38 protein-coding genes are annotated in these 22,577 nt (G+C 60.0%); 36 read left to right on the top strand and 2 right to left on the bottom strand.

What is annotated here, in order from left to right; genetic code table 11:
- The first annotated feature begins 21 nt into the window (after positions 1-21).
- From ACILSO_RS05280 to ACILSO_RS05270, 3 genes are all read left to right on the top strand, one after another.
- Entirely contained in the window at positions 22-219 is a 198-nt protein-coding gene (locus ACILSO_RS05280) for a hypothetical protein (protein ID WP_395736327.1), read from the top strand.
- Positions 220-515: 296 nt separating this feature from the next.
- Complete coding sequence (locus tag ACILSO_RS05275; RefSeq protein ID WP_395736326.1) at positions 516-680, top strand: hypothetical protein; 165 nt, start codon at positions 516-518, stop codon at positions 678-680.
- Positions 681-757: 77 nt separating this feature from the next.
- Positions 758-1,273 carry a DUF4339 domain-containing protein gene (locus ACILSO_RS05270; protein ID WP_395736325.1) on the top strand — a complete coding sequence of 172 codons (516 nt, stop codon included), beginning with the start codon at positions 758-760 and terminating at the stop codon, positions 1,271-1,273.
- A gap of 15 nt (positions 1,274-1,288) precedes the next feature.
- On the opposite strand, the gene ACILSO_RS05265 is transcribed toward ACILSO_RS05270, so the two are convergent.
- Positions 1,289-1,717 carry a helix-turn-helix domain-containing protein gene (locus tag ACILSO_RS05265; RefSeq protein WP_395736324.1) on the bottom strand — a complete coding sequence of 143 codons (429 nt, stop codon included), beginning with the start codon at positions 1,715-1,717 and terminating at the stop codon, positions 1,289-1,291.
- Positions 1,718-1,797: 80 nt separating this feature from the next.
- On the opposite strand from ACILSO_RS05265, the gene ACILSO_RS05260 reads away from it, so the two are divergent.
- The 31 genes from ACILSO_RS05260 (at position 1,798) to ACILSO_RS05110 (ending at position 19,273) form a co-directional block, all read left to right on the top strand.
- Entirely contained in the window at positions 1,798-1,995 is a 198-nt protein-coding gene (locus tag ACILSO_RS05260) for a hypothetical protein (protein WP_395736323.1), read from the top strand.
- A gap of 23 nt (positions 1,996-2,018) precedes the next feature.
- Positions 2,019-2,231: a hypothetical protein gene (locus tag ACILSO_RS05255; RefSeq protein ID WP_395736322.1), complete on the top strand. Its 213-nt coding sequence runs from the start codon at positions 2,019-2,021 to the stop codon at positions 2,229-2,231.
- A gap of 40 nt (positions 2,232-2,271) precedes the next feature.
- On the top strand, positions 2,272-2,730 hold the full coding sequence (locus tag ACILSO_RS05250; RefSeq protein ID WP_395736321.1) for a hypothetical protein: 459 nt from the start codon (positions 2,272-2,274) through the stop codon (positions 2,728-2,730).
- Positions 2,727-3,176, top strand: a complete 450-nt coding sequence (locus tag ACILSO_RS05245) for a hypothetical protein (RefSeq protein WP_395736320.1) — start codon at positions 2,727-2,729, stop codon at positions 3,174-3,176. Before ACILSO_RS05250 ends, ACILSO_RS05245 begins: the two co-directional genes overlap by 4 nt.
- Positions 3,177-3,315: 139 nt before the next feature.
- Positions 3,316-3,699: a hypothetical protein gene (locus ACILSO_RS05240; RefSeq protein ID WP_395736319.1), complete on the top strand. Its 384-nt coding sequence runs from the start codon at positions 3,316-3,318 to the stop codon at positions 3,697-3,699.
- Between the two features lie 23 nt (positions 3,700-3,722).
- Positions 3,723-4,034 (top strand): hypothetical protein, encoded by a 312-nt coding sequence (locus ACILSO_RS05235; protein WP_395736318.1) that lies wholly within the window; start codon positions 3,723-3,725, stop codon positions 4,032-4,034.
- 5 nt (positions 4,035-4,039) lie between these two features.
- The gene (locus ACILSO_RS05230; protein ID WP_395736317.1) at positions 4,040-4,465 is read left to right on the top strand and encodes a hypothetical protein; all 426 of its coding nucleotides are present in this window, start codon (positions 4,040-4,042) and stop codon (positions 4,463-4,465) included.
- Positions 4,466-4,467: 2 nt separating this feature from the next.
- On the top strand, positions 4,468-4,842 hold the full coding sequence (locus ACILSO_RS05225; protein ID WP_395736316.1) for a hypothetical protein: 375 nt from the start codon (positions 4,468-4,470) through the stop codon (positions 4,840-4,842).
- Between the two features lie 55 nt (positions 4,843-4,897).
- The gene (locus ACILSO_RS05220; protein ID WP_395736315.1) at positions 4,898-5,137 is read left to right on the top strand and encodes a hypothetical protein; all 240 of its coding nucleotides are present in this window, start codon (positions 4,898-4,900) and stop codon (positions 5,135-5,137) included.
- Positions 5,134-5,688, top strand: a complete 555-nt coding sequence (locus ACILSO_RS05215) for a hypothetical protein (protein WP_395736314.1) — start codon at positions 5,134-5,136, stop codon at positions 5,686-5,688. The genes ACILSO_RS05220 and ACILSO_RS05215 overlap by 4 nt, the downstream gene beginning before the upstream one ends.
- The gene (locus ACILSO_RS05210; RefSeq protein ID WP_395736313.1) at positions 5,685-5,873 is read left to right on the top strand and encodes a hypothetical protein; all 189 of its coding nucleotides are present in this window, start codon (positions 5,685-5,687) and stop codon (positions 5,871-5,873) included. The genes ACILSO_RS05215 and ACILSO_RS05210 overlap by 4 nt, the downstream gene beginning before the upstream one ends.
- A 34-nt stretch (positions 5,874-5,907) precedes the next feature.
- Entirely contained in the window at positions 5,908-6,603 is a 696-nt protein-coding gene (locus ACILSO_RS05205; protein ID WP_395736312.1) for a hypothetical protein, read from the top strand.
- A gap of 4 nt (positions 6,604-6,607) precedes the next feature.
- Positions 6,608-8,281: an ATP-binding protein gene (locus tag ACILSO_RS05200; protein WP_395736311.1), complete on the top strand. Its 1,674-nt coding sequence runs from the start codon at positions 6,608-6,610 to the stop codon at positions 8,279-8,281.
- Positions 8,278-8,649, top strand: a complete 372-nt coding sequence (locus ACILSO_RS05195; protein ID WP_395736310.1) for a hypothetical protein — start codon at positions 8,278-8,280, stop codon at positions 8,647-8,649. The genes ACILSO_RS05200 and ACILSO_RS05195 overlap by 4 nt, the downstream gene beginning before the upstream one ends.
- Before the next feature lie 3 nt (positions 8,650-8,652).
- Entirely contained in the window at positions 8,653-8,901 is a 249-nt protein-coding gene (locus ACILSO_RS05190) for a hypothetical protein (protein ID WP_395736309.1), read from the top strand.
- A 15-nt stretch (positions 8,902-8,916) separates the two neighbouring features.
- Complete coding sequence (locus ACILSO_RS05185; RefSeq protein WP_395736308.1) at positions 8,917-9,315, top strand: hypothetical protein; 399 nt, start codon at positions 8,917-8,919, stop codon at positions 9,313-9,315.
- On the top strand, positions 9,308-10,321 hold the full coding sequence (locus ACILSO_RS05180; protein ID WP_395736307.1) for a DUF5131 family protein: 1,014 nt from the start codon (positions 9,308-9,310) through the stop codon (positions 10,319-10,321). The genes ACILSO_RS05185 and ACILSO_RS05180 overlap by 8 nt, the downstream gene beginning before the upstream one ends.
- Positions 10,318-11,319, top strand: a complete 1,002-nt coding sequence (locus tag ACILSO_RS05175) for a hypothetical protein (protein ID WP_395736306.1) — start codon at positions 10,318-10,320, stop codon at positions 11,317-11,319. Before ACILSO_RS05180 ends, ACILSO_RS05175 begins: the two co-directional genes overlap by 4 nt.
- A 56-nt stretch (positions 11,320-11,375) precedes the next feature.
- A complete protein-coding gene (locus ACILSO_RS05170; RefSeq protein WP_395736305.1) occupies positions 11,376-11,567 on the top strand; it encodes a hypothetical protein in 192 nt (63 codons plus the stop codon).
- On the top strand, positions 11,564-12,067 hold the full coding sequence (locus ACILSO_RS05165; protein ID WP_395736304.1) for a hypothetical protein: 504 nt from the start codon (positions 11,564-11,566) through the stop codon (positions 12,065-12,067). The genes ACILSO_RS05170 and ACILSO_RS05165 overlap by 4 nt, the downstream gene beginning before the upstream one ends.
- 69 nt (positions 12,068-12,136) lie before the next feature.
- Positions 12,137-12,856 carry a hypothetical protein gene (locus tag ACILSO_RS05160; protein WP_395736303.1) on the top strand — a complete coding sequence of 240 codons (720 nt, stop codon included), beginning with the start codon at positions 12,137-12,139 and terminating at the stop codon, positions 12,854-12,856.
- A gap of 59 nt (positions 12,857-12,915) precedes the next feature.
- Positions 12,916-13,506 (top strand): hypothetical protein, encoded by a 591-nt coding sequence (locus ACILSO_RS05155; RefSeq protein ID WP_395736302.1) that lies wholly within the window; start codon positions 12,916-12,918, stop codon positions 13,504-13,506.
- Positions 13,463-13,996 carry a hypothetical protein gene (locus tag ACILSO_RS05150; RefSeq protein WP_395736301.1) on the top strand — a complete coding sequence of 178 codons (534 nt, stop codon included), beginning with the start codon at positions 13,463-13,465 and terminating at the stop codon, positions 13,994-13,996. Before ACILSO_RS05155 ends, ACILSO_RS05150 begins: the two co-directional genes overlap by 44 nt.
- A 140-nt stretch (positions 13,997-14,136) precedes the next feature.
- Entirely contained in the window at positions 14,137-14,826 is a 690-nt protein-coding gene (locus ACILSO_RS05145) for a hypothetical protein (protein ID WP_395736300.1), read from the top strand.
- Positions 14,792-15,574: a hypothetical protein gene (locus ACILSO_RS05140; protein ID WP_395736299.1), complete on the top strand. Its 783-nt coding sequence runs from the start codon at positions 14,792-14,794 to the stop codon at positions 15,572-15,574. The genes ACILSO_RS05145 and ACILSO_RS05140 overlap by 35 nt, the downstream gene beginning before the upstream one ends.
- A gap of 314 nt (positions 15,575-15,888) precedes the next feature.
- Entirely contained in the window at positions 15,889-16,215 is a 327-nt protein-coding gene (locus tag ACILSO_RS05135) for a hypothetical protein (protein ID WP_395736298.1), read from the top strand.
- Positions 16,216-16,374: 159 nt separating this feature from the next.
- Positions 16,375-17,334, top strand: coding sequence for a DUF932 domain-containing protein (locus tag ACILSO_RS05130; RefSeq protein WP_395736297.1), 960 nt, complete (start codon positions 16,375-16,377; stop codon positions 17,332-17,334).
- A 180-nt stretch (positions 17,335-17,514) separates the two neighbouring features.
- A complete protein-coding gene (locus tag ACILSO_RS05125; RefSeq protein ID WP_395736296.1) occupies positions 17,515-17,907 on the top strand; it encodes a hypothetical protein in 393 nt (130 codons plus the stop codon).
- Positions 17,908-17,910: 3 nt separating this feature from the next.
- Complete coding sequence (locus ACILSO_RS05120; RefSeq protein ID WP_395736295.1) at positions 17,911-18,078, top strand: SymE family type I addiction module toxin; 168 nt, start codon at positions 17,911-17,913, stop codon at positions 18,076-18,078.
- Complete coding sequence (locus ACILSO_RS05115; protein ID WP_395736294.1) at positions 18,075-18,707, top strand: AAA family ATPase; 633 nt, start codon at positions 18,075-18,077, stop codon at positions 18,705-18,707. Before ACILSO_RS05120 ends, ACILSO_RS05115 begins: the two co-directional genes overlap by 4 nt.
- Positions 18,704-19,273 (top strand): hypothetical protein, encoded by a 570-nt coding sequence (locus ACILSO_RS05110; RefSeq protein WP_395736293.1) that lies wholly within the window; start codon positions 18,704-18,706, stop codon positions 19,271-19,273. The genes ACILSO_RS05115 and ACILSO_RS05110 overlap by 4 nt, the downstream gene beginning before the upstream one ends.
- Here the strand turns inward: ACILSO_RS05110 and ACILSO_RS05105 are convergent.
- Complete coding sequence (locus ACILSO_RS05105; RefSeq protein WP_395736292.1) at positions 19,267-19,665, bottom strand: hypothetical protein; 399 nt, start codon at positions 19,663-19,665, stop codon at positions 19,267-19,269. The two genes, ACILSO_RS05110 and ACILSO_RS05105, sit on opposite strands and share 7 nt — an antisense overlap.
- Between ACILSO_RS05105 and ACILSO_RS05100 the strand changes: the two genes are divergently transcribed.
- Entirely contained in the window at positions 19,658-20,569 is a 912-nt protein-coding gene (locus ACILSO_RS05100; protein WP_395736291.1) for a hypothetical protein, read from the top strand. The two genes, ACILSO_RS05105 and ACILSO_RS05100, sit on opposite strands and share 8 nt — an antisense overlap.
- A complete protein-coding gene (locus tag ACILSO_RS05095) occupies positions 20,566-22,575 on the top strand; it encodes a terminase gpA endonuclease subunit (RefSeq protein ID WP_395736290.1) in 2,010 nt (669 codons plus the stop codon). The genes ACILSO_RS05100 and ACILSO_RS05095 overlap by 4 nt, the downstream gene beginning before the upstream one ends.
- Positions 22,576-22,577: the final 2 nt, after the last annotated feature.

The raw sequence follows: 22,577 nt of genomic DNA, 5'->3' as shown, positions 1-22,577 counted from the left end.
TTTTCTCGGGTGGAGTGCCTCATGGAATACGTGCGCCGGCACTGCGATCAGCAGCGTGGTCGGAAGGCGGCGCTCGCAAAGTACTTGGGGGTACAACCCCACATGGTAAGCGCCTGGCTCGACAAAAAGGAGCCAGTGAAGCCGAATGCTGAAAATGCCCTGGGCATGGTGGAATGGTTGCAAAAGCAATCACGACCGCCTGCAGTTCCGGCGATCTGAGTCGGCAAAAAGTGCCCTGGTGCAACGGCTGTGCAAAAGTTGCAGCGTGCAACGGGGCCTTGGCACAGCTTTGGTGTTGCACGCGTGCAACGGGGAAACGTGGGGCTGTGACGCGTTCGGTGTCAGCGTTTTAGCGTGCCTTGGGGAGAGGCGTTGCGGGAGGGGTGTTGCACGATGCAACAGCGCAACACCCCCACGTACGTACGAACCAACGGTACCACCTAACGTTTAAACGTTGGCTGTTGGCCAGGTGGGTCCTGAGTTGCATTGAGGCGGAGATCTGGGAGAAGTGCGGCATGCGCCGCCCCCACCGCCGCCCTCTTCCCCGCAGAGATCCGACGCTCCGCGGGCCTTCGCTTCTCCGCGGAGAGGTCATGCCGGCGTGGTCCGCCTGGATCATCGTGATCCTGCTGGTGATCAATGTGACGCGGTCTCTGCTCGGCTGGCCTCCGTTGTGGTGAGCGACATGGTCGCAATCTGGGACTGGCATTCCTCCGAGCTTGCGCGAGATCGCAGACTAGGTAGGCTACCGCCCAAGATGGAAACGACCCGCACTCTCTGGCTTAGCCGTGATGGCGAAAGCGAACCGACTGGACCTTTTACGGAGGGGCAGATCCTGACGATGTGGAATGCCGGCCAGATCACGGCCAATGGAATGGTAGCTGCAGAGGGAGACGAGGAGTGGGTGCCCGTCGTGCAATTGACGGAGCGCCGCAGTGTTCCGCCGCCCGTCCCTCAGGCTCCGAAAAGGAGCAGTTTCTCGATCACGCGTGTATTGACGGGGGTGGTGTTTTTCTTTGGGCTACTGCTTGTTCTGACGATTTTCAGTGTCAGTGGCAGAAAAGATCCCCGCCTGGAGCGTGTCGAGCAGGAGCAGAAGAGGGAAGCTCTTTCCAAGGCATGGTCGGCGGGTCTTTTGGGAGAGAAGATACGGCAGTTTGAAGCAAGTCCACGGGTGCAGGAGCTGAAGCGTGAAATGGAGGCCGAGCAGGCACGAGAGCTGGCGAAGCATAAGCAGATGCCCAAGGCACCGCCGCCGGCGCTGGGGCAGTGATCAAACGATGACGCTTTAATCGATCACATCGACCTGGCCGTCGAGCGTGCGGTTCAGATTCCGCAGAGCGCGAGCGAGAGCGGGATTTCCGCGGGCTTTTTCGCGGAGAGCGGCAAACGTTCTGTCGAGCTCCGAGCCCGTCGGATCTTGTAGGGTTTCCATCATAAGCACTTCTTCTGGTGCCCGGCGTCTGCGGATCATCAGCAGTTCCTTTGCCCTCTTCGGCCAGTTATCGAGTGTCCAGTCCTCGGCGAGTGCTGCAGCGTCATCGTCTGAAATCTCGATGCCCATGAGCTTCTCGAGCAACTTCTGACTCATGTCGTCTTTGCCGTTTTGAATGCGGGAAAGTGCAGAGCGGTGGATCTCGGCTTTGTCAGCCAAGGCGGAGATCGTGCAACCGAGATGGTCGCAAATGTTTCGTAATGAGGCGGCAACGTAGGACATGTGAGAAAATCTCACCAAGAAATAATTTCGCAACATTTATCTTGATCGTGCGTTTTTCTGCATTATTGATTTCTACGCACATGAAAACTATCGCAATCGCCAAACCCAAATCGAAGATTGGTCTCGGCATCTTGGCAACGATGCTCGAGACGGCCCGGGCTTTCCGGGACAGCCGCCAGACGCAAGACCCCGAGGTCGCGGCGGAGGCACTCGAGTTCGAGCGGGAACTCTACGCCCGCTACAACGAGGCCAAGGCGAGCCTGAAGCTCGCCGCCTGAACCCCACCCCTGCCCTTCCTCCCATGAAACCGGCAGCTTCCCAAACTCTCACGATCTTCGACGCCCTGGTGGAGATCCTGGACCTGAGCGTTGGCGATGCCGCCGCGCGAAAGGCCAAGCGCCATGCGCTGCGTGCCAACCCGGCGCGGGTGCGGCTGCTCGCCGGCACCGCCTGCATGCGTCCGTCCTTCAAGGCGCTCCTGAGCGCCAGCATGCGCCTGGCTTCGGGCTCCTGACCTCTCTTTCTGCCTTCTCCACCTTTTACCGCTGACTCCCATGAAGCTGAACTCTCCCGTCGTCAACGCAGCGCAACGCATCCGCGCAGAGGCTTACAAACAATGCCTGAAGCTGTCTGATCTGGAAAAGATCGTGAAGGCTGACCCCGTGGCCAAGTGGCCTGAGTACAACCTCACTTTCCACGTGCGCCAGGTGATTGACTGGTCCGATGGGGACAAACCGACCACCAGCTTCATCGCCACTCTCCGTGGACAGTCGACCAGCTTTGATCTTGCGAGGAGCATCCTTGTTCTTGAGAGGGCTGAAAAGCAGGACTGGAACAAGATCCCCACACTCAAGGCACGCTACGAATTCAGCCTCATCATCGAGATCGAGAACGATATCAACGGCCTCAAGGCGTGGCTGAACTGCGAGACCGGCGAGCTCGAAGTCGGTGAGAAATGGCCGAAGAGCGTCCCCGCCACCACAACCGCCAACGAAGAAAGGAAAGCAGCATGAGCTTCCGACCCCTCAAATCCGTCAGCACCGTATCCCATGGGGCACGCTTTGGCTTTGCCATCCGCTCCAAGGGCAGTGGCAGAACGCCCTGCGTCGCGTTCTCCATCTGCGCCGATCTGGTGAAGCAGCTGAAATGGCAAGCCGGCATTCGCTTGCGACTGGACATCGATGACGAAACCCGCCGCGGTCAGATGGTGGTGGTGGGTGGAGACGACCCCGACGGCCGCAAGCTGGAGGTGCTGCAGCCGTCCGGGCGCGGCCAGTGGTGCTTTCCCTTCTCCGGAGAGGCGCTGCAGTATTTTGAGGCCTATGAGGGCATGTATCCGCTCGATGGCGTGCAGGTGAATACCACTTCCGAGAAGAAGGTGACTGGCACCCTAAGCTTTGATCTGCCGCCGGCTCCGGAGCCTGCGAAGGAGGACGAGGAAGAAGAGTCCACCTCCTGATTTTGCCCTGAGTTCCCTCCCCTTTCCCGCCGCATGCCTTGGGAATCATGCGGCGCGGATGGGGCAGGTGCGGCGCTTCACAGGGCCGCCGTGCCTGCCCCGACTTCCCCTCCCTTCACCCCTCACCCCGCGACACCAGATGGAACCGCACCCCAACTCGAAATCGAAACCGCCTCCCCGCATCCCCCGCAATCCGCGGGAGGCACGGCAACGCGCCGAAGCCTCATGCGCCGCATGGAATCACGCCTACCCCGTCGGCACGCGAGTGCGTGTCTATACCCGCATGCTGGGCGATGAGCAAAGCGCGATCGACACCACCACCACGAGCCAGGCCTGGGTGGCTGGAGGTCACAGTGCGATGGTTTGCGTCCGAGGCCTCAGCGGCGGATACGCTCTGACGCACGTCCGGCCTCTCGCCGGGCAGACGGGCTCTGTCAGTGGAGAGCGCGCCGGCGTGTTCTCACTGGAGCAAAACGTCGCCGCGGAAATCGCGGAGCAGCTGGGGAGGGGCGTGCTAGTATGAATGATCCTGCTGAAGCCGCAAAAATGCTGCGAAAACTGAACGATCCCGTTCGAAAGAGGATGCTTCACCAGCCTCTGGCTGCGCAGCTGAAAGAGACTATCCAAGAGCATGTCGAACGCTCGCGTGCCAGTCACGCCGGCGGTGAATTGTGCCCGCCCGAAGTCATCGAGATCCTGACGACTGCGATCGCCGCCTTCGTGGTCTCACACACAGAACGTGGCGTCCCCCACGAAGACATGACGCTCACGGTAACGAAGCTGCTGGCTTCAAAAATGATGAAGGCCTATTCTCTCATGGAGAAGCTGCATGGTCTTTTTGGAAAGGAGGAGTCATGAAATACGTGAACGCATCCTCAGTGCGGCAGAAGACACGCAAGCAGACTGCTCCAACAGCCAACGCCACCTGCCGGCTCTGCGGCTGCACAGAGACTGATTGTCGAGGCTGCATCGCCCGCACGGGCAAGGCCTGCCATTGGGTGGAGCCAGATCTCTGCAGCGCGTGCCAGGGCGCCGTGCTGATCCTCGTGGACGTGCGCAATCACGGCGATGCCTACCGGGCCGTCGGAAGGCGGACGGCGAAAGGAACCATCGAGGCACGCTGCTCCTGCACCGGCGGCTCTCTCCACGCTGCCTACAACTGCGCGCAGAAGCTCCTGGGCTGGCAGGTGCCGAAGATCGAGCTCAAGCCATGCCCTGAGTACTCCCGCGAAGGCTACGACGCCTACATCGCGAAACCGATGATCGTCGAAGGAAAGGAGCCGTCATGAGCATGAGCCCAGCAGAAGAAGAGGTGCGCAAGCATTTCAGCGGTGCCGAGCTGGAGCAAAAGCTTGTTGAGCTCAAAGAATTTGGCGATGGCAGAAAGCGCTTGCCAATTCAGCACGCTCTGAAAGACGACCTCCTGGAGGTAATCCAGAAGCACAAGGACAAAGGTGCCGACGGTGATCCCAGCGAGCGTTTGATTCCGCCCGATCTGACGACCGTGCTCGTCGATCTGTTATGCTGGAACGTCGCCAGACATCGCGACAGGCGTCTCTCCTTTCACGTGATCATCCAGCAGATGGTGATCGTGCTCGTCTCCCGCCTGCAGCAATGGCTGCGCACCGTGGCCGCAGACGAAGCCAAAAACCAACCCGGAGGCTGAACCTATGACAAATTACCTTCCCTCTTCTTCACAATGTCCTTGCTGCCACGCTGTCTTGGAAGCTGCCACAAACATTGGAGCTGCGAGTGTGTCTCCGGAGCCTGGGGACATCACGATCTGCCTCTACTGCGGCGCGAAGCTGAAGTTCGACACGCAGCTGAAGCAGGTGCCTCTGAGCGTCGATGAATTCGAAAAGCTCGATCCTGAAACGCGGGAGCAATTCAGAAAGATCAGCAGGCTGATTCGCACTCCGGTCTTTCGCGACAGACTCAAACTTCCGCCCCTGACTGTATGAAGCAACTCATCATCCAAATCGACGGCGCCACGTGCAAGGCCATGCTTTTCAGTGAGAGCGGGGTCATGCTGGCCGAGGACGAATTCACCATGCAGCACGGCACGCACTCGTGGAGCTATCTGCAGCGCGAGGTGCATGACCGCCTGCAGCTGCACGCCTTTGCGCCGCCAGGGATGCCCACGGAGAGCGGGCGCACGTGCGGAGATCCCTTCCGGATCTGGCAGGTGGTGTGCTGTGGCATCCCCGGTGCACCAGGATGGGGCTGGGGCTTCATGCTGCCGCTCGAGCATGTGGAGACATGCTGCGGCTTTGCAGACGAGGATTCTGCTGCCAAAGCGGCCAAGGCGCTGCAGCTCGCACGCGGCCGCATCTCCGGAGATCTGCCCGGCGGAGTGTATGAGGTTTTCCAGCTCGATGACGCCTTCGCCTTCTTCGACGCCCAGGGCGAACTGCACGCGACCTTTCAGACCGCTGCCGAGGCCCGCGGCTGCGCGGCTAAGATGGACGCCAATCACACCCAAAACGAACAGCCCAGCAGCCTGCACATATGATCACTATCAGCTACCTCCAAGCCATCCTCTACGGCGCGCTCCTGTTCAGCCTGGGATGCTACGCGCTGCACAAGCGCCTGATCAATCTGGAGCTGAACCGCCAGCTCAAGCACGCCCTCGGGTGGATCCGCAAGCACATGCCGGCGCAGGAAGCCCCGGAGCCTTCCCCCAAACACGAGTCATGAACGAAGTGACTCCACCAGCCCAACTTTTCCCATTATGAGCGACACACCTCCTACACCGGCACCGCCACCCGCCACACTCCATGACATGGTCAATGCCTCGCTCGCAGCCCTCGCGGCAGAGGGCAAGGTCGAAGCCATTGTCCGAACGCACATCGAAAAAGCCATCGGCACCGCTGTTGCGGAAACGATCAGCGGTTACAACTCTCCCTTCACCAAAGCGCTGAAGAGCTACGTCGAAACCGCGCTGCCGATGGACTTCACTGGAATAGGTCTCGCCGGGTACAATGATCTGATCATCCGAACGATCAAAAACAAGCTGGACGCGAGCCTCGCGGCATGGGTGAACAAAGGCATTGCCGAAGAGCTTGGCGAACTCCTGCAGGAACCGCCTGAAAGCATCAAGCTGTCCGAGCTTGTGCAGCAGTTCCGCAAGGAGAACCGGCACGAAAACGGTGATGAGATCACCGTGCACCTCAAGGAGGATGACGGATCTCTCCTTAACTATTGGACGCTGAGCCTTGATCCAAAGCCGGGGAAACGAAAGCACGATTGTGAGTTGTACATGGCCGTTGATTCCAAAGGCCAGATCTATTCATTGAAGGTCGCTTATCGCGGAGACATGACCAAGGGCATGTTTGTCGGCCACCTCTACGGCTTCGAGCGCACGCTCTTCCGCCTCTGGGTGGGTAAAACGAAGATCATCAAAGACCACGTGAACGAGTGGGACTGATATCATGAAGCTGATCTCCAACCTCAAACTCCCGGCGGACGTCGTCACGCGCACGCTGGCCATTCTGGCGCAGAAGGGCGCGGGCAAGACGTACACGGCGATGAAGCTGACGGAGCTGATGCTCGAGCAGCGGAGCCAGGTCGTGGCTCTGGACCCGACAGGAGTCTGGTGGGGACTGCGCTCGGACGCTGCCGGCCAGGCTGGGAACGGCCTGGACATCATCATCATGGGCGGAGAGCATGGAGACGTACCTCTGGAGCCGGGCGCGGGAGAGATCATCGCCGACTTCGTCTGCAGCAGCGGCCGCAGCGTGGTGCTGGACCTCTCGCACTTCGAATCCAATGCCGCGCAAGATCGTTTCGTCACGTCTTTTGCGGAGAGGCTGTACCGGCTGAAAGCACACAACCGAGCGCCGCTGCATCTCATGCTCGATGAGGCCGACAGCTTTGCCCCGCAGCGCCCGCAGCCAGGTCAGCTACGCATGCTTGGGGCCTTTGAGGCCATCGTTCGCCGGGGACGCTCGCGAGGCCTGGGAATGACGATGATCTCGCAGCGGCCGGCTGTGCTGAACAAGAACATCCTCACGCAGGTGGACGCTCTCATTTGCCACCGTGTCACGGGCAAGCAGGATCTCGATGCGCTGAGCGATTGGGTGAAGCATTGGGAGCAGGAGAAAGGACAGGCCGCAAGCTTCCTGCAGACACTGCCATCCCTCGATGTCGGCGAGTGCTGGTTCTGGTCGCCAGGATGGGCTGGTCTTTTCGAAAGCGGCTACGTGCTGAGACGCCACACCTTTGACAGCAGCAAAACACCGGAACCAGGCTCCCACCACGCCGCGGCTGCCGCGATCCTGAAGCCCGTGGATCTCCCCGCGCTGAGTGCTCAGATCCAGGCCACGCTGGAGCGTGCCAAGGCAAACGATCCGGCGGAGCTGAAACGCACGATCGCGCGACTGGAACAGGAAGTGCGCCTCGCCCGGGCGGAACGGAAACCCGAGTTCCTCCCCGTGTTGAACGATAAGGACCGCCAGCTCCTTTTTGAGCTGCATGGGTTCTTCACAAAAGGAGAGGTGCAGGCCTTGCTGGCCAAGGTCATCGGCCACCTGGAAGGAAAGCCTGGGGAGTATTCTGTGGTCGATATGGTGGCCACCATCAACGGCGGCTGCGTCGTCCGAACTCCGCTGTCCTATCCCCCAGTATCGCATGTTTTTAAAACGTCGATCGATGGTCCGAAGCTCTCGAAATGCGAGCGCGCCATCCTCACCGTGCTTGCCCAGCACTCTCAGCCGTGCAGCAAGCGCAAGGTGGCCTGCATCGCCGGTTACGCGGTCGACGGCGGCGGCTTCAACAATGCCCTCAGCTCGCTGCGCACGCGTGGATTGCTCAATGGCACAGATCCGCTTGCGATCACCGATGACGGCCGCGCCGGCCTCGGTTCCTTCACTCCCCTGCCCACCGGTCTGCAGGCCATCGACCACTGGATCTCCCGGCTTTCCAAGTGCGAGGCCGCCATCCTTTCCAGCCTGCTGCAGGTAGAGGGCTTTGCCTGCTCGAAGCAGGAGCTTGCCGAGCGCGCCGGCTACGAGGCCACCGGTGGTGGATTTAACAACGCCCTCAGCGCACTGCGCACCCGCGAGCTCATCGAAGGCCGGGAAATCATCACCCTTCTCATTCCATGAAAACCCTCGCCTCATCCAAAGACAAGCCAGGCGTGACCGTCGTGGAGCTGCCGAGTGCGGCGCTGCAACGGATGTGCGATCGCTTCCCCGAGGGCGTCAATGTGCTTGTCGTGCCGCCGTCGGTGGTGCAGCCGGAGTTTATCCGCCCGCCGAAGCCTGGGGAGGTGTGTCCCATCACCGGATTACCACGCACGACCTTCCTGGAACTCCTGCAGCAGGCCGGATCCAAGAATATTCCGGTGCGCTACCTGCGGAAGCCTGGCGCCAGCACCGGCATTGCCTTGGTTCCGCGCCAGCCACTGGTGGACTACATCAACAAGCTGCCGGCACCGGACTGGCAGCAGGAAACGGAGGAGGAGAAGAAATAGCCCATGAGCTCCGAACACAACATCCCGCAGGTGGTGCTCGATCAGCCGAAAGAGTTCCTGAAAGCAGCCACGGATTCCGTGAGGGAATACTTTGCTGCCATCAACACGATGACGCCGGAGCAACTGCAACGATTCCTCCAGGAGTGTGAATCTCTAACCTCATCTAACTGCGGCTATGTACTCTACCGTCTTTCGAAGCTGCTGAGATTGGAAGCGGAAGAGGCCAGAGTAGCCGCCTCGAAGAGCTATTAATATTTTTGTGATCTTATGCCACAACTCAATTTTTCCCCTCAATTTGCGCCGAAGGTAGAGTCACGTGAGAAACGTCAGACTATCCGTGCTACGCGCAAGGCGCCGATCAAGAACGGCGACACGCTGCACATCTTCACCGGCCTGCGCACGAAGAAAGCCCGCCGGCTGCTGCCTCCCCAGGAATGCACTCAGGCGCTCGATATCGTCATCCGACGGAAAGCATTGAAAAACTCGAAGTACATCGGCCTCGATGTTCGCCTGCAGTTCGCCGGCAAGCTCACCCGCGAGCGCATCGAGAAGCTCGCTAGGGAAGACGGCTTCGACAGCGTCGAAGCTTTCACCGCCTGGTTCCTTCCCGAAGGCCGGGACGAATTCAAAGGCCAGCTCATCAAATGGAATCCCGACCATGGCTGAGAACTCTAAAATCCAGTGGACGACCCACAGCTTTAATCCGTGGCTGGGCTGCACGAAGGTTTCGCCCGGGTGCAAAAACTGCTACGCGGAGACGACGACTCGCGCCCGGGTGCTCCGCAGCCGCGGCCAGGAGACCTGGGGCAAGGGGAAGAAGCGGGAACGCACCAGCGAGGCGTATTGGAAAGAGCCGCTGAAGTGGAATAAGCGCCCCTTTGTTTGCTCCAACTGCCAACATCTGACGTGTGACGAGCGGGCCTTGTCCGAGAAATGCATCTGCGCTATGTGCGGCAGCATCGGCACCTTTAGCCTAGCCAAGGTCTTTTGCGCGAGCACGGCGGACTGGCTGGATGAAGAGGTCCCGATCGAATGGCTGCACGATCTGCTGCGGCTCATCTACCAAACGCCGAACCTGATCTGGCAGCTGCTCACGAAGCGGCCGGAGAACTGGCGCGAGAGGGTGGAGAAATGCGTGATTGTGGAAGAGGGCGGCGATCCGTCAGATCGCGCTGGTTATTTTGCTGACTGGGATGGAGAGCCGCCGAAGTCAGACTTTGCGGCATGGCTTTACAATTGGCTCGGGAATGAGCCGCCAGAGAACGTCTGGATCGGCGCGTCGGCGGAGAATCAGGAATACTTCGACCGTCGGTACATGCCGCTGTCTGAGATCCCGGCCCGCGTGCGGTTTTGGTCCATGGAGCCGCTGCTCGATGCCATCGACTTCACGGCCGTGCATTACATCTCGTCATTCAAGCGGGCTTTCCATTGGGTGATCGTCGGCGGGGAAAGTGGCAGCAGGGCACGGGAGTGCCAGAGCTTTCACATCAGCGATATCGTGAGTCAGTGCGAACTTGCTGATGTGCCATGCTTCGTGAAGCAGCTCGGAAGCAATCCACGCACGACCTTTCCGACAGCCCACATGAAAGACAAAAAAGGCGGCGACATCATGGAGTGGCCCAAGGCGCTGCGCGTGCGTCAATTTCCGGCAGTCCTTGCCGCGGCATCATGACAGACGAGACCTACTCCGCACTCGCTTCATGCGCCCGCCGGCGCATCGAGCAGGAATGGTCATGCACAGCCGCCGAGCGGGCGGTACTGCAGCTCGTCACGGATCTGAGCCTGGATCTCGGCCAGACGTGGGCGTTTGTGCCCTGTCTGAGCGATTTCGCGGCCGTCCTGGGTATCCACAAGAGCACGGTCAGCCGTGCGCTGCGCAGTGCGCTGAAAAAGGGCTTTCTGCTCGTGCTGAAGAGACGGGAGGAAACGCTTTACTGCATCTGCACGGAGACGCGGGGAGACGCTGCGGCGCCGGACGAGAGCAAAGGCAGGGAGGCACGCGCCCGCCTGGTGGAGCTGAACCAGACGCGCCTGCAGGGCCGCGCAGATCCGGACGGGCAGCAGAGAATCCCGGGCATTCTCCCGAGTGAGGAGACGGCCGCGCCGGCTCGGGCCTTTGCGGCGATGATTGAGGAACCTGAACCGTCATCATCAAAGGTTCCGCTGCATGAGACGATCGCCGTTCCACGTGAAACGATTTTGCCGCCCAAGACGGGTGCAGAGGAGCCATGGGAGGAAACGGAGCAGCGCATCCAGGCAATGGTGGCTGCTGCGGAGCGAAGTCGTGCCGAGGTACCGGCACCTCCGCCACCAGCGCCGATGTCTGCCCCGATACAGCGTGCCACAGGTCAAAGTTCCGCGCCGAGCGGGGACGCAGCAAATCTGGACCGGGCGATGCTGAAGCTGTGCCGAGGACTCGATGACCAGGCGCGGCATGTGATGGAGCGACTGAGAGAGGAGTTCCGGAGCGGTGGCAAGCTGCAGGAGGCTCAGTTTTTCAAGTGGGGCCGTGCCTGGAAAAAGCGTGCTGTGGATTATCCGAGGGAATGCCTCGAGGTCGCCGGCGAGCACAAGAATTTACGCCTCACCACCGGTCCAGCCGATGAGCCTGGAGGATGGATGTTCCGGGCGCTGCAGGATCTGACGAGCACATCGAAAACGTCTTCATGAATCGACCAAAACTCAAAAGGCCCGAGAAAGGGCAGTTACTTCGGCGATTCTGCTCCGTGGAATTCTTCGACGTTCTAGGCACTCAGCGTTGGCAAGTCTCTGGTGAAAAGAAGGCACGGCGTGGTGGCCAGATTGGAATTGCGATCGCATCGATCGGCTTAAAACACAGCCAGGGCTACGTCGTCGTCCTGCAATTCGATGACGGGAAAATCGATTCATTCAATCCTCACATGCTATCTCCTGCATGACGCTTCCCTACACTAAAGCCGAATCCGATACCGCTCACCGGGAGTGGAAAGCCATGTGTGGTCACCACAGCATCGCGGCGGCGAGCGGCCGGCCGTTGGAGGCGGTGAGAAGGAGCGGGATAAAGCTCTGCGGCTGGATGAATCCGACGATGGTCTCGCAGTGTCTTTCGGGCCTGGGCGTTTCGGCGATCTTGCACAAGCTGCCGACGGTGAAGATGAACTCGGACGAGCTGCTGCTGGAGCCGTATTATCACCCGCGGCGCGTGATGAGGGTGCAGTTCCACGGGCCATGGATGAAAGGTCCGCCGACGGTGCAGTATCGGTACACGCACTACATTGCCTGCCTCGAAGAGGCCATCATGGATCCGCTTTTAGATACGAATGTGCTTTTGCGCATGGAGGATTGGATTCTGTGGGCGTGCTCTGCCTACCGTGCGGAAATCGACGAATGCGAGGGCTTTTCGTTTACGCATGCCTGGAACGTTCAAAGCCTTCAATAGTGCCCTTTGATTATGATACCTGGACCTGAAAGAACCCACTCACTACGGCGCATTTTGCTGGCGCGGCTGATGCAAGCCGCAAACAGTAATGGAGATGCGGACTGGTATCGCCTGAAGACGATTTTACTGCACCGCTATGGAAGGCGGGAGGTGAACAGTGGCTATGATTTGCAGAGAATAGAGGCGGAATGCTGGACGTGCGGGGGTTCTGGTGATTATCACTCGGCTACTTGCCGCTCATGCGCGGGCTTTGGAATCCATCATGTGACCAGGACAGTGCTCGGCAGGTGGTGGGTGGAGGACACGCTCTTCCATCAGATCCAGGAGCGAAGCATCTCACAAAGCCGCCTGCAGGAGCTAAAGCCTGGCGCACGAAACTTTTTTACCGAGCGGATGCCGCGCAGGGAAATTGATCCGCGAACGAGTCGTGAGGCGCATTTGTGGCTGCTGGTGCTGACGGTGCCTCAGCTGGGCTCTGAGCTGCTCTGGGAAGCCTTGTGGCGGGGAGGTTGCTATTGCACTCCTGGGCTGCGTCCCATGTGCCAGCTGCAGCGGTTTGTTTTCTGGCTTCGCATGTTTCCGAAGGCATTGGAGAAGAGGTTGGAGGCATGCAAAGCAAGGATCTATGTGAAAATCGTACGCAGGCTCACGCGGCTTTGTTTTGGTGACAACGATCTCTGGCGTTGTCCTCAGATAGCGGCCAATGCGGCTTACTTTGGTCGTCAAGGGTGGAAGGTGATCACCGGAGAAGCAAAAGCAAATTGGTATGAAAATGATGTTCCGTTCTGAAACAAACGGGCAAAGATAGTACTTTTGTGTCTTTCTGATATGTGCCATGATCTTGGCGCATGTCTCGCGACGCCGCCGAATTCCGAGAGTCAAGCTACTGGCACGATGTCGCTCAAGGCTGTGACACGCTCGCCGAGCATGTCGCCGAACTGGTGGCCGAGGAATGGCCCACGAAGGCTGATCCCAGGGCGAAAGGGGCTGTCATCAAGCTGGTTCACCGCGTGGTGGAGAGGCTGCTCGATGAAGGCCGCCTCGCGCCCCTGGTGGACGTCAAGAAGCTCTCCGGACGCGAGCTGCTCGCCAAACTGCTCGACGAGATCCTGGAGGCACCGGATTCGAGGCTGATGACGCGGTGCGTGGATCTGGTGATGGAGACCGGGGTGAAGCTGGGGGCATCGATGACGAGCATCGCTGAAGAGTTTGGAATCACCAAATCGACGGTCTCGCACCATTGCTGTCATTTGAAGAATACCTATCTCAAAGGCCGTCCCGCTGCCGGCATGAAGAGCACGGCAGCCGTGGAGAGTTACCGCAAGATCAGGACGGGCAGGAGCAGCCGCGGACCACGCATCGACTGGCAGTTTGCAGACACCTTTGCCAAGCACTATGGAAACAGCACTTCACGCACTACCCACAGCGGACCAAATTGAAGAGATCACCAAGCTGATCGAATCCGCGAACAATGTCGGCGACCAGGCTGTGGCCTTCAGCGCTGCTCGCCTGAAGGTGTGTGTGGATATCGGCGAACATCTGAACAAATGGAAGAAGCAGCTCGGACACGGGAAGTGGGAAGCCTTTGCCGAGGAGCATTGGCCTGCTCTGACCAAGCACACACGCACACGCTGGCAGCAGCTCGCCATCGCCAAGGCGAGCGGCCGCCTGAACCTGGACGATGCACGCACGCTACGCCATGCGTACGTGCTGGCAGGAATCCTCCCTGATACCTCGCCCGCTGACAACACCAAGAGCAGCGCCAAGCACCAAAGCTACGTCGTACACATCGCCCGCCTAGTGGCAGCCCTGCAGCACATCGATATCAAGTCACTGAAGCCAGTCGAACGCTCTACGCTTGCCATGCGGCTGCAACCAGTTCTCGACCTACACGCACAGCTCACCACAGACGCCGTCCCAGGTGTCTAGCCCAGCCCACAGCCACAGCACAGACGCCATCCATACTGTCCAGCCACCACCAACGCCAGCCAGGCTGGCCAGCCCTCCCCCCATAAGGAGTCTCCTAGACACCCCCACCCCAAGGGGTTTTTCCATCTACCACCGTTTTCATGCACACCGCCCAAAATACAAGTTCCCATGAAATTTCGACGCCCGACGGGATCCGCGTGCACTGCCTGCATGCCGAAATCGTGCCGGCAGATCAGCTGAAGCTCTTCCCCGGAAACTACCGCAAGCACAAGGCGAAGCAGCTCGACCGCATGCTGAAAGTCGTGAACGGCAATGGCTGGCGCCGGTGCGCCGTCGTCTCCAAGCTCAGCGGCTACGTCATCAAAGGGAACGGGATGGTCCAGCTCGCGCAGCGCAATGGCCTGCACGTCCCCATCGAATACCAGGATTACAAATCTCGTGCCGAGGAACTGCGCGACCTGGTCGCCGACAACAAACTAGCCGAACTCGCCGAAGACGATGACGACGCACTGAAAAAGCTCCTCTCGGAGATCGACGTCGCAGATCTGGAGTGTGCGGCCGTGACCTCCGAGGAGCTGGAGGCCCTTATCCGCGATGCCGAGATCCCCGAGGCAGAGTTCCCCATCACTGCGAAGCTGCATGAGCGCTACGACTACGTCCTCGTATTCACCACCAACGAAAGCGACTTCGCTTTCCTGCAGACGCTGACCGGTGTTGAACCTGAGCGCTCGTACAAGAAATCCGGCATCGGCATCGGCCGCGCCATCCCCTTCACCCGTTTCCTCAAATCCATCCGTGAAAATCGTCATTCCCTCGATGTCCAGGGCTAACAGCATGACCACGCACCTGCTGGTGCCGGGGGCGCTGCTGTGCGTCCCTGAGAGTCAGCAAGCCATCTACGAAGCCCGCCTCCGCGACGACATGTGCCGCGTGCCGGCACATCTGCGTGCTCAGCTCGTCACGCACCCGGACAGCGTAAAAGGTCTCACCCCCAAGCTGAACTGGTGCTTCGACCACCTCGAAGACGAGGACGGCATCGTCTTCGTTGATGACGACATCACCAGCGTGCAGCGCTGTTTTACCGAGCAGGGCGAAGAATCCACGATCCGGGATCCGCTGCTGATCCGCGACATCATCTGGACCACCTTCATCACCGCCCGGGATCTCGGAGCCTACTACTTCGGCTGGGAGGCCTCCAACGGGGCCCTGCGCTATTACACCGGCCTGAAGCCCATGATGCTCACCGGCTACATCAACGGCTGCGCCATGGGCTTTCGCCGCGGCCACGGCCTGCGCTTCGACGAGCGCGTCGTGGCCAAGAACGATTTCGACATCGCCGCGGCGAACGCCTACCGGCACCGCATGTGCTACAAGAACTGCAGGTACACCTTCTGCCAGAAAGGTACCTTCACCGGCAAGGGCGGCCAGGCCGCGTTCCGCACGTCCACCACAGAGAAGCGGGATGTGGAGCTGCTCCGCAAAAAATGGGGCGACGTGTTCAGCTTCGGCGGTCACAGCGGCACTCGGAAACGTGACTATGCCGGCGTGGAAAAGATCGCGCTAAAGCTGCCGTTTTAAAGTTGCAGACTGCGCGTGATTCGTCAGAGTCGCGGTCACAACTCGAACCGGGATGCGCCAACCCGACCAAACGGGCGAATTCAGAAATGGAAACAAACAAGGAGGCCATGCGCCTTCCAGATCCCGTGCTCGTGCGTATTTTTCGTGCCGGCCGCATAGACGATGTCATCAAAGTGGAGATAGACGGACGCCGAAACCTCACAGTGACCATGCGTGGTGAACCAGCTCCGGTTCGATTTTCCAATCTGACCGACGTCGGCTGGGTGCTAGAGGGTACTTGCCAGGGATTGTAGCCGCCCTAGTATCCGGCCACGATGGCCTGGAAGGATGCTAAAGCCGAGGGAACGAAATGGGCAGCTGAAAAGCTGCCTGAAAATCTGCGCGGCAACGTGTTGCAGCTGGTGAACTTCGAGTCCGATTCTGACTCTCGATTTTTTTATCCGGACCGCAGCGCCCAGTACCATAGCATGATCACCAATGCGATCGCTCGCAATGCGCGAAAGCGAGGAGCTAAAACGGTGTATGCGACAATAACGCCTGGTGCCTACATAGATTGGCGGACCGGGCAAGGGAAAGAAGACAGCAAGGAGCTTAGGCTCGAATTCATCGAGAGTTGCCATCTCCTCAGCGCTGACTCGTGAGCATCGGCCCTGCCAATTTGTCTTATTTCGTTGCTAAATATTTTTAGGACTGTCGCTGCTTTTTTACGCGACGTCACGAAGGCGAGGGTTGAAGATCGTTTCGTCAGAGAAACAAACCAAACGGGACGCGCCAACCCGACCAAACCGGCACCCAAAACAATGGCACATGAACTCAGCATCCAGAACGGCCGCGCAGAAATGTTCAGCGGCAGAAACATCACTCCGTGGCACCGCCTCGGCACCGTCGTCGAGGGACTTCTCACCAGCTCGGAAGCGCTCGAGGCAGCGCATCTAAACTGGAATGTCATCGGCAATCCAGTCCTCGCCCAGGTCAACGGCGTCCCGACTGCCGTCCCCGGGTATCAAGCCATCACCCGCGAGGACACGGGGGCTGTGCTGTCCATCATGAAAGACAGCTATCACCCTATCCAGAACTCCGAGGCCTTCGAATTCTTCGACGCCGTGGTCGGCGAAGGGCAGGCGATCTACGACACCGCCGGCGCATTGCATGGCGGCCGTCGGGTGTGGATCATGGCACGCATTCCCAAAACCGTGTTCATCGATGGTGGCGACGAACTTGAGCGGAACATCCTTCTCTACACCTCGCACGATGGCAGCAGCACACTCAAGATGCAGCAGGTCATGACGCGAGTTGTCTGCCAGAATACGCTCTCCGTTGCGCTGCGTCAGGCGACCAACACTGTCTCCATTCTCCATCGTGGAAACTACAAGCAGCGCGTCAGCGAAGCGCAGCGTGCCCTCAAAGTGGTGCATGGCTACTTCGATGACCTCACTACCTTGATTGAACTGTTCGCCGCAAAGCCGATGTCTCACACCGATATGCGCGACTTCACAGAGAAGCTGCTGCCGATCGCCACCGGCGAAAAGTCGCCCAGGACGGAAAAGGCACGGGGCGAGATTACCGACCTGTTCAGCAAAGGCACCGGCAACCACGGCCGCACGCGCTGGGATGCCCTGAACGCCGTGACTGAATGGGTCGATCATCGCCGCACCTATGGACGGACTCAAAACGGTGTGGCCGATGAAACACGCTTCGCTTCCACGCTCTTCGGCAGCGGAGCGGAAATCAAAGCCTCAGCCGTCGCTCTTCTCTCCTAGTCGGCCCCTACCGATGCCGCGTTAGCAGTGGCCCTGCCAACGCGGCATTTTGGTAGAAAATAAAAGTTAGGGGACAACGCTGGATTTACGCGACGTCACGAAGGCGAAAGTCGAAACTCAGGACGTCAGAGAAACAAACCAAACGGGATGTGCCAACCCGCAAAAACCGGCGAATTAGACATGAACACCACCAACGCAAGCAAAGCCCTCGCCCTCGGCGAAAACCGCACCGCCATCCGCTCCCTTGGAGTGACCAAAACGAACCGCCTTGTCCGCGCCGCCCGCCATCTCGACACTCTCCGCGATGCCTTCGCAGAGTGGGAAGCAGGCGAAATCTACGTCTGCAAAAAGACCGGGGATTACCGCTACCGCTTCGGCGATCGCTCCAAGTCCATCACTTCGTGGAACGCCGCAGCCCGGGAACTCTTTGCCTCCCCTGCCGAGTTTGCTTTCGCCGTGGCCGTCTTTTCGCCAGAGACGCCCGTAGAGCAGCCAGCGGCTGCACCCGCTCCTCAGACCACCGCCCCGCGCTCCACGCGCGTCAGCGTCCTCCAAATCGCCAACGCCGCCTAAGCCATGAGCACTCGCAAAGTCTATTCCGCCTGGCAGCGCAAGCACGCGGTGCCGCAGATCAAACTCCAAGGCCGCTGGCTCGATGCCGCCGGCCTCACCATCGGGGCCGCGATTCGCGTCCAGGTCGAGCACGGCCGTCTGGTCATCACCCCCGCCACCGCCACCCCATGAAAGCTTCCCCTGCTCTCATCGGTCCCGCCGCTGCCGCCTTGGCAGCGGCGCGGAGCCTGGCCGCAAAACGCGATCGCGTCGCTATCCTCCTCGATGGCGACCCCGGCATCGGCAAGACTGCCGCCCTCGACCAGCTCGCACGCGAAATCGGGGGCGACCCTTTTGCGATCGAGCACGTCAACGGGCAGTCCCTCAGCGTCGATCTTGTCCGCCAGTGGCGCGAGCGTGCGCACTATGGCAATCTCTTCTCAGACTGGACGGTCAAGCGCGTCGATGAAATCGACTCCGCCAGCTCGTCGGCCATCGCCGAGCTGCTCACGTTCCTGGACTATCTTCCCGCACGTATCGCCATCCTCGCCACCACCAACGAGTACGCGAAGCTCCGGGCCCAGTCGAAAGGCCGGCTGGAAACCCGTTTCCACCGTTTCCAGGTCGAGGCCCCATCCTTCGAGGAAACCACCGACCATCTGGCCAAGGCCTTCAAGATTCCCAAGGGCATCGCGCAGCAGATCGCGCGCGGCGCCGTACCCGACGGCCACCTCCTCTCCGCCGGCTGCAACATGCGCGCAGCCATCAAAGATGCGGAGAGCTACCTCGCCGCCATCGCGGATCGAAAGGAGGCAGCATGACCTTTGCAGAGATGCAGACACCCGGCGGCTACCGTTGCGGCGAAGTCGCGAGTGCGCTGCAGAAGTGCATCCGCCGTGGTCTGGAAGAGGACGCCCTCTTCTGGGCCACGGAGCTGGATCTCGCCGGCTTCGGGGAATACGTCTGGAAGCGTCTCCGGATCATCACCAGCGAGGACGTGGGGCTTGCCGCCCCCGGCCTCGCCTCGGAGATCCGCGCGCTTTACGACAACTGGCTCGACCAGCGGAAGAAGAAAGACGAACGCCACGGCCCCGAGCGGCTGTATCTCGTGCATGCAGTCATCCTCCTCGCACGGGCGAAGAAGTCCCGCATGGTCGATCATGCCCTGATCGTCCACTACGAAGGAACGCGCAGCGCACGCGACATCCCGGACTTTGCCCTGGACAAGCACACCGCGCGCGGCCGCCAGCGCCGCCGCGGCTGGAAGCACTTTTGGTCCGAAGGTGCCAAACTCCATCCGGCTGCCGACGTTGGCGACCTCTACGCCGAGAGAGCACACGAGATTAGGCAGGACAGCCAAGGGGAGCTTCCTGGCTTTGATCAATAATCACCAACCAGGCTCCATAACTCGCGTTCGACATGTAGAACACCCTCAGGAAGAAGGCGGTATTTCATGCTCGCATTGATACTATTGGAAGCGGCAGAAACAAAATTTAGATCCGTTAGGAATTGTAACTCAGCAGTGACGATTCGCTCTTTTGTCTCCATGGGAGCACCCGCAAGATGTTCGTGAACGAACAGATTTATGCTTTTAGCGCACATTGCGTCTGGACGAATTTTATAGAGTTCAACGAGAAGTGCGGTCCTTAAAACTGCTCTGGTTGAGGGGGTGTTAAAGAACCGGTCTTTCTTCTCTTTTGTTTCGTCCTTTTTCATGCCCTGACCATGGCTATTCGGCCAGCCTTTGACAATTCCTTTCCCGGCAAAGTGAATGCTCAAGCCGGAGGACGCCGAAAGGGTTCTGGTCAAGAACCTGGCCAACGTGATACGCAAGGCCAACACTGGCAAACCGCTCACGGCAGCCGAGCGCGCCCTCATTGAGCAGGCGGCTGCAGGCGGCACGCTCCAGGACACAGGTTCGGCTTTTGCCAAGGGATACGACGAGCTGGCCCAAAGATTCGGTGTCTCGCGGAAAACGCTGCAGAACGCAGGGAAACGCTATCCGGACGACGTCCCCAGGGCGAGAGCCGACGGGCGGCACGATGTCGCCGCCTGGTCACAGTTCCTCATCAAGCACAACATCGCCCGCACCGCCGAGAACATCGCCGGTGCACCGTCGGGCGATGAAGCAGCCGCTCCGGTCACCGTCACAGATTGGAAGGCTCGGGAGGTGCAGCTCAAATGCACGAAGCTCGAGCTCGAAAACTGCAAGGTCGCCGGCGAGCTGGTGGACGCGGCCGAGGTGGAGACAGGCACCTCCGCCCTGGTGCAGGCCTTCAACCAGGCTCTCAACAATCTCGTGCCGCGCCTGGCTCAGAAGATCATCGGCACCACGGACTACCACGAAGCCGAAGAAATCATTCAAGGCGAGGTCGATGGCGTGAAGAAAGCGCTGCAGCACTGCGAGTTTCTCGGTCCTATCGAAGCTCGGGAGGAAACTCTCGACCCAGCTTCCCCGCTGATTATCACCCCAAAGGCCGCAGCGAAAACCCTGCCAGATCAACGCTCGAAAGGCTTGCCCAAGGCGCTCTCTAAAAAAGAACGAGCCAAATCATCCCACGACTCCACACGTCCGCCAGGAAAAGCCGCCCCATCGAGCAGCTCCACCCGCGTCCCATCCGGCAAGATCCGGTGCGTGAAGCGTCCGCCCTCAAACCAAAAGCGCGGGGCATCACGCAAATGATCCCTGACAGCCTGCGCCCCCACCTCCGGAGCTTCGCAGCCATCGCGCGCGGGATCTGCGCCGCCGTGCTCATGGTCCGCCCCGCGCAGCGCATCTGGGAGTGGATCGACGAGCACGTCGTCATTCCGCAGAGCGTCGGCAGCGTCAATCCCGGACGCCTGGACACCAGCCAGATGCCGTTCTGGCGCGGCATCTACGATCTTTACTGGAAGCGCAGCACTCACTACGTCACCATCTGCGCGTCCGCCCGTGTTGGCAAGACGCTCTTCGCCATCTGCTGTGTCCTCCACAAGATCGGCATCTGGCCCAATCCCATCCTCTGGCTCGATCCCACACGCAAGACGGCCGTCTCATTCTCCCGCGCCGAGCTGCAGGCGCACATCCTCGAATGCGCTCCCGTGAAGGAACGCGCCATCATCGACAAGGTTCACTGGACCACGCTGATGATGCATTTCATTGGCAGCGTCCTGCGTCTCGTAGGCGGCGGTGCGCCGACAGAGCTTGCCGGATTCCAGGCCGAGCTCGTCGTCATCAATGAGAGCGACAAGGTCAAACACACCGTCAAAGCCGAGGCCCCATCGCATGAACTCGCGATTGCCCGCACGAAGCAATTCCGGTTCACCCGCAAGATCATCGAAGAAAGCACCCCCACCACGGAGTGGGGCCGGATCTGGCGCCGGTTCAAAGAAGGCAGCCAGCACTACGTCTACCTCCCCTGCCCTCACTGCGGCCACAAGCAGCGCCTGACGTTCTTCTCCGAGGAGAAGGAAGTCCCCTTCGATGCCGACGGCAAACCGTTGCCTGCAGGAGAAAAGCGCACCGAAAAAACTGGACGCTTCAAGTTCGAGCACCTCAAGACGCCCGATGGGCACCACGATCTGCAGCGCGTCGAGCGCGAGACCGTCTACGAATGCGCCGGCTGCCAGAAAGACATCAACCAGAGCCATCAGCCCTGGATGCTCCGTCGCTACGAGCTGCGATCGCACAATCCCAAAGCCCCCATCGACGACATCAGCGTCCACGTCTGGGCTGCGCTCTCCCCGTTCGAAGGCTGGGGCATGCTCGCCAAGAAGTTCCTGCTCGCGCGCGGATCCGCCGCGAAGATGCACGATTTCTTCAACTCGGACTTGGGCCTCCCCTTCGTTCGCAAGGCCACCGATATCAAGATCGACGACATCGAAGCCGTCATCGCGCGATCGCCCGAATACTTCCTCCGCTCCATCCCGCGCCGTCCCGAGTTCCTCACGATGTGCGTGGACGTCCAGGGAGACGGATTCTGGTGGAGCATCCGCGCCCATGGCCTCGCCTACGATCAGCCCGACCTGCCCATCTGGACCGCCCTGGTGGACTACGGCGCCGCCGTGAGCTGGCCGCAGATCGAAGAGATTGCCGGCATCTCCACAGACAAGTCCGGCAAGATCAACCAGTACACCTTCACCGACACCGACGGCACCGTTCACGAATACATCGTCACCGCCGGTCTCATCGACTCCGGCTATGAAGCCCAGCAAAACAAAAAGGTCTATGCGTTCACCCTGAAGAACGCCGACGTCTTCAGTCCCTCCAAAGGCGGCGGCTGGCAGCACCTCCGCGGCCAGGACGTCCGCACCTCCCCCGTCAATGACGACCAGCAAGACCTCGTCTGGTACTACGACGACGGATTCAAGCAACAGCTCTACTACCACTGCATTAAAGAGCACAAGCGCCTCTGGTGGCTCCCGCGCAATGTCGGCCCCGACTACAAAGCCCAGCTCACCGCCGAGCGCACCCAGGAAGAGCAGCAACCCAACGGAGAGACCAAGCTCGTCTGGAAAGTCGAAGGCGAGCAGGGCAACCACCTCGGCGACACCGAAAAGATGCACGAGGTCCTCCTCGATGCCGCCATCGAGGAAAAGCTCGGCGAGATCCGCGAGAAGTGGCTCAAAGATCACCCCGACCTCGCCGAAGCCCTACGGGAGCCAGAGGTAGAGGATGAAGACGCAGAAGAGGCAGAGGAAGAAGAATGAGA

The sequence above is a fragment of the Prosthecobacter sp. genome (assembly GCF_044226605.1).
GTDB lineage: Bacteria > Verrucomicrobiota > Verrucomicrobiia > Verrucomicrobiales > Verrucomicrobiaceae > Prosthecobacter.
Note: the sequence above shows the minus strand (reverse complement) of the source record. Positions and strands in the feature narration are given on the sequence as shown.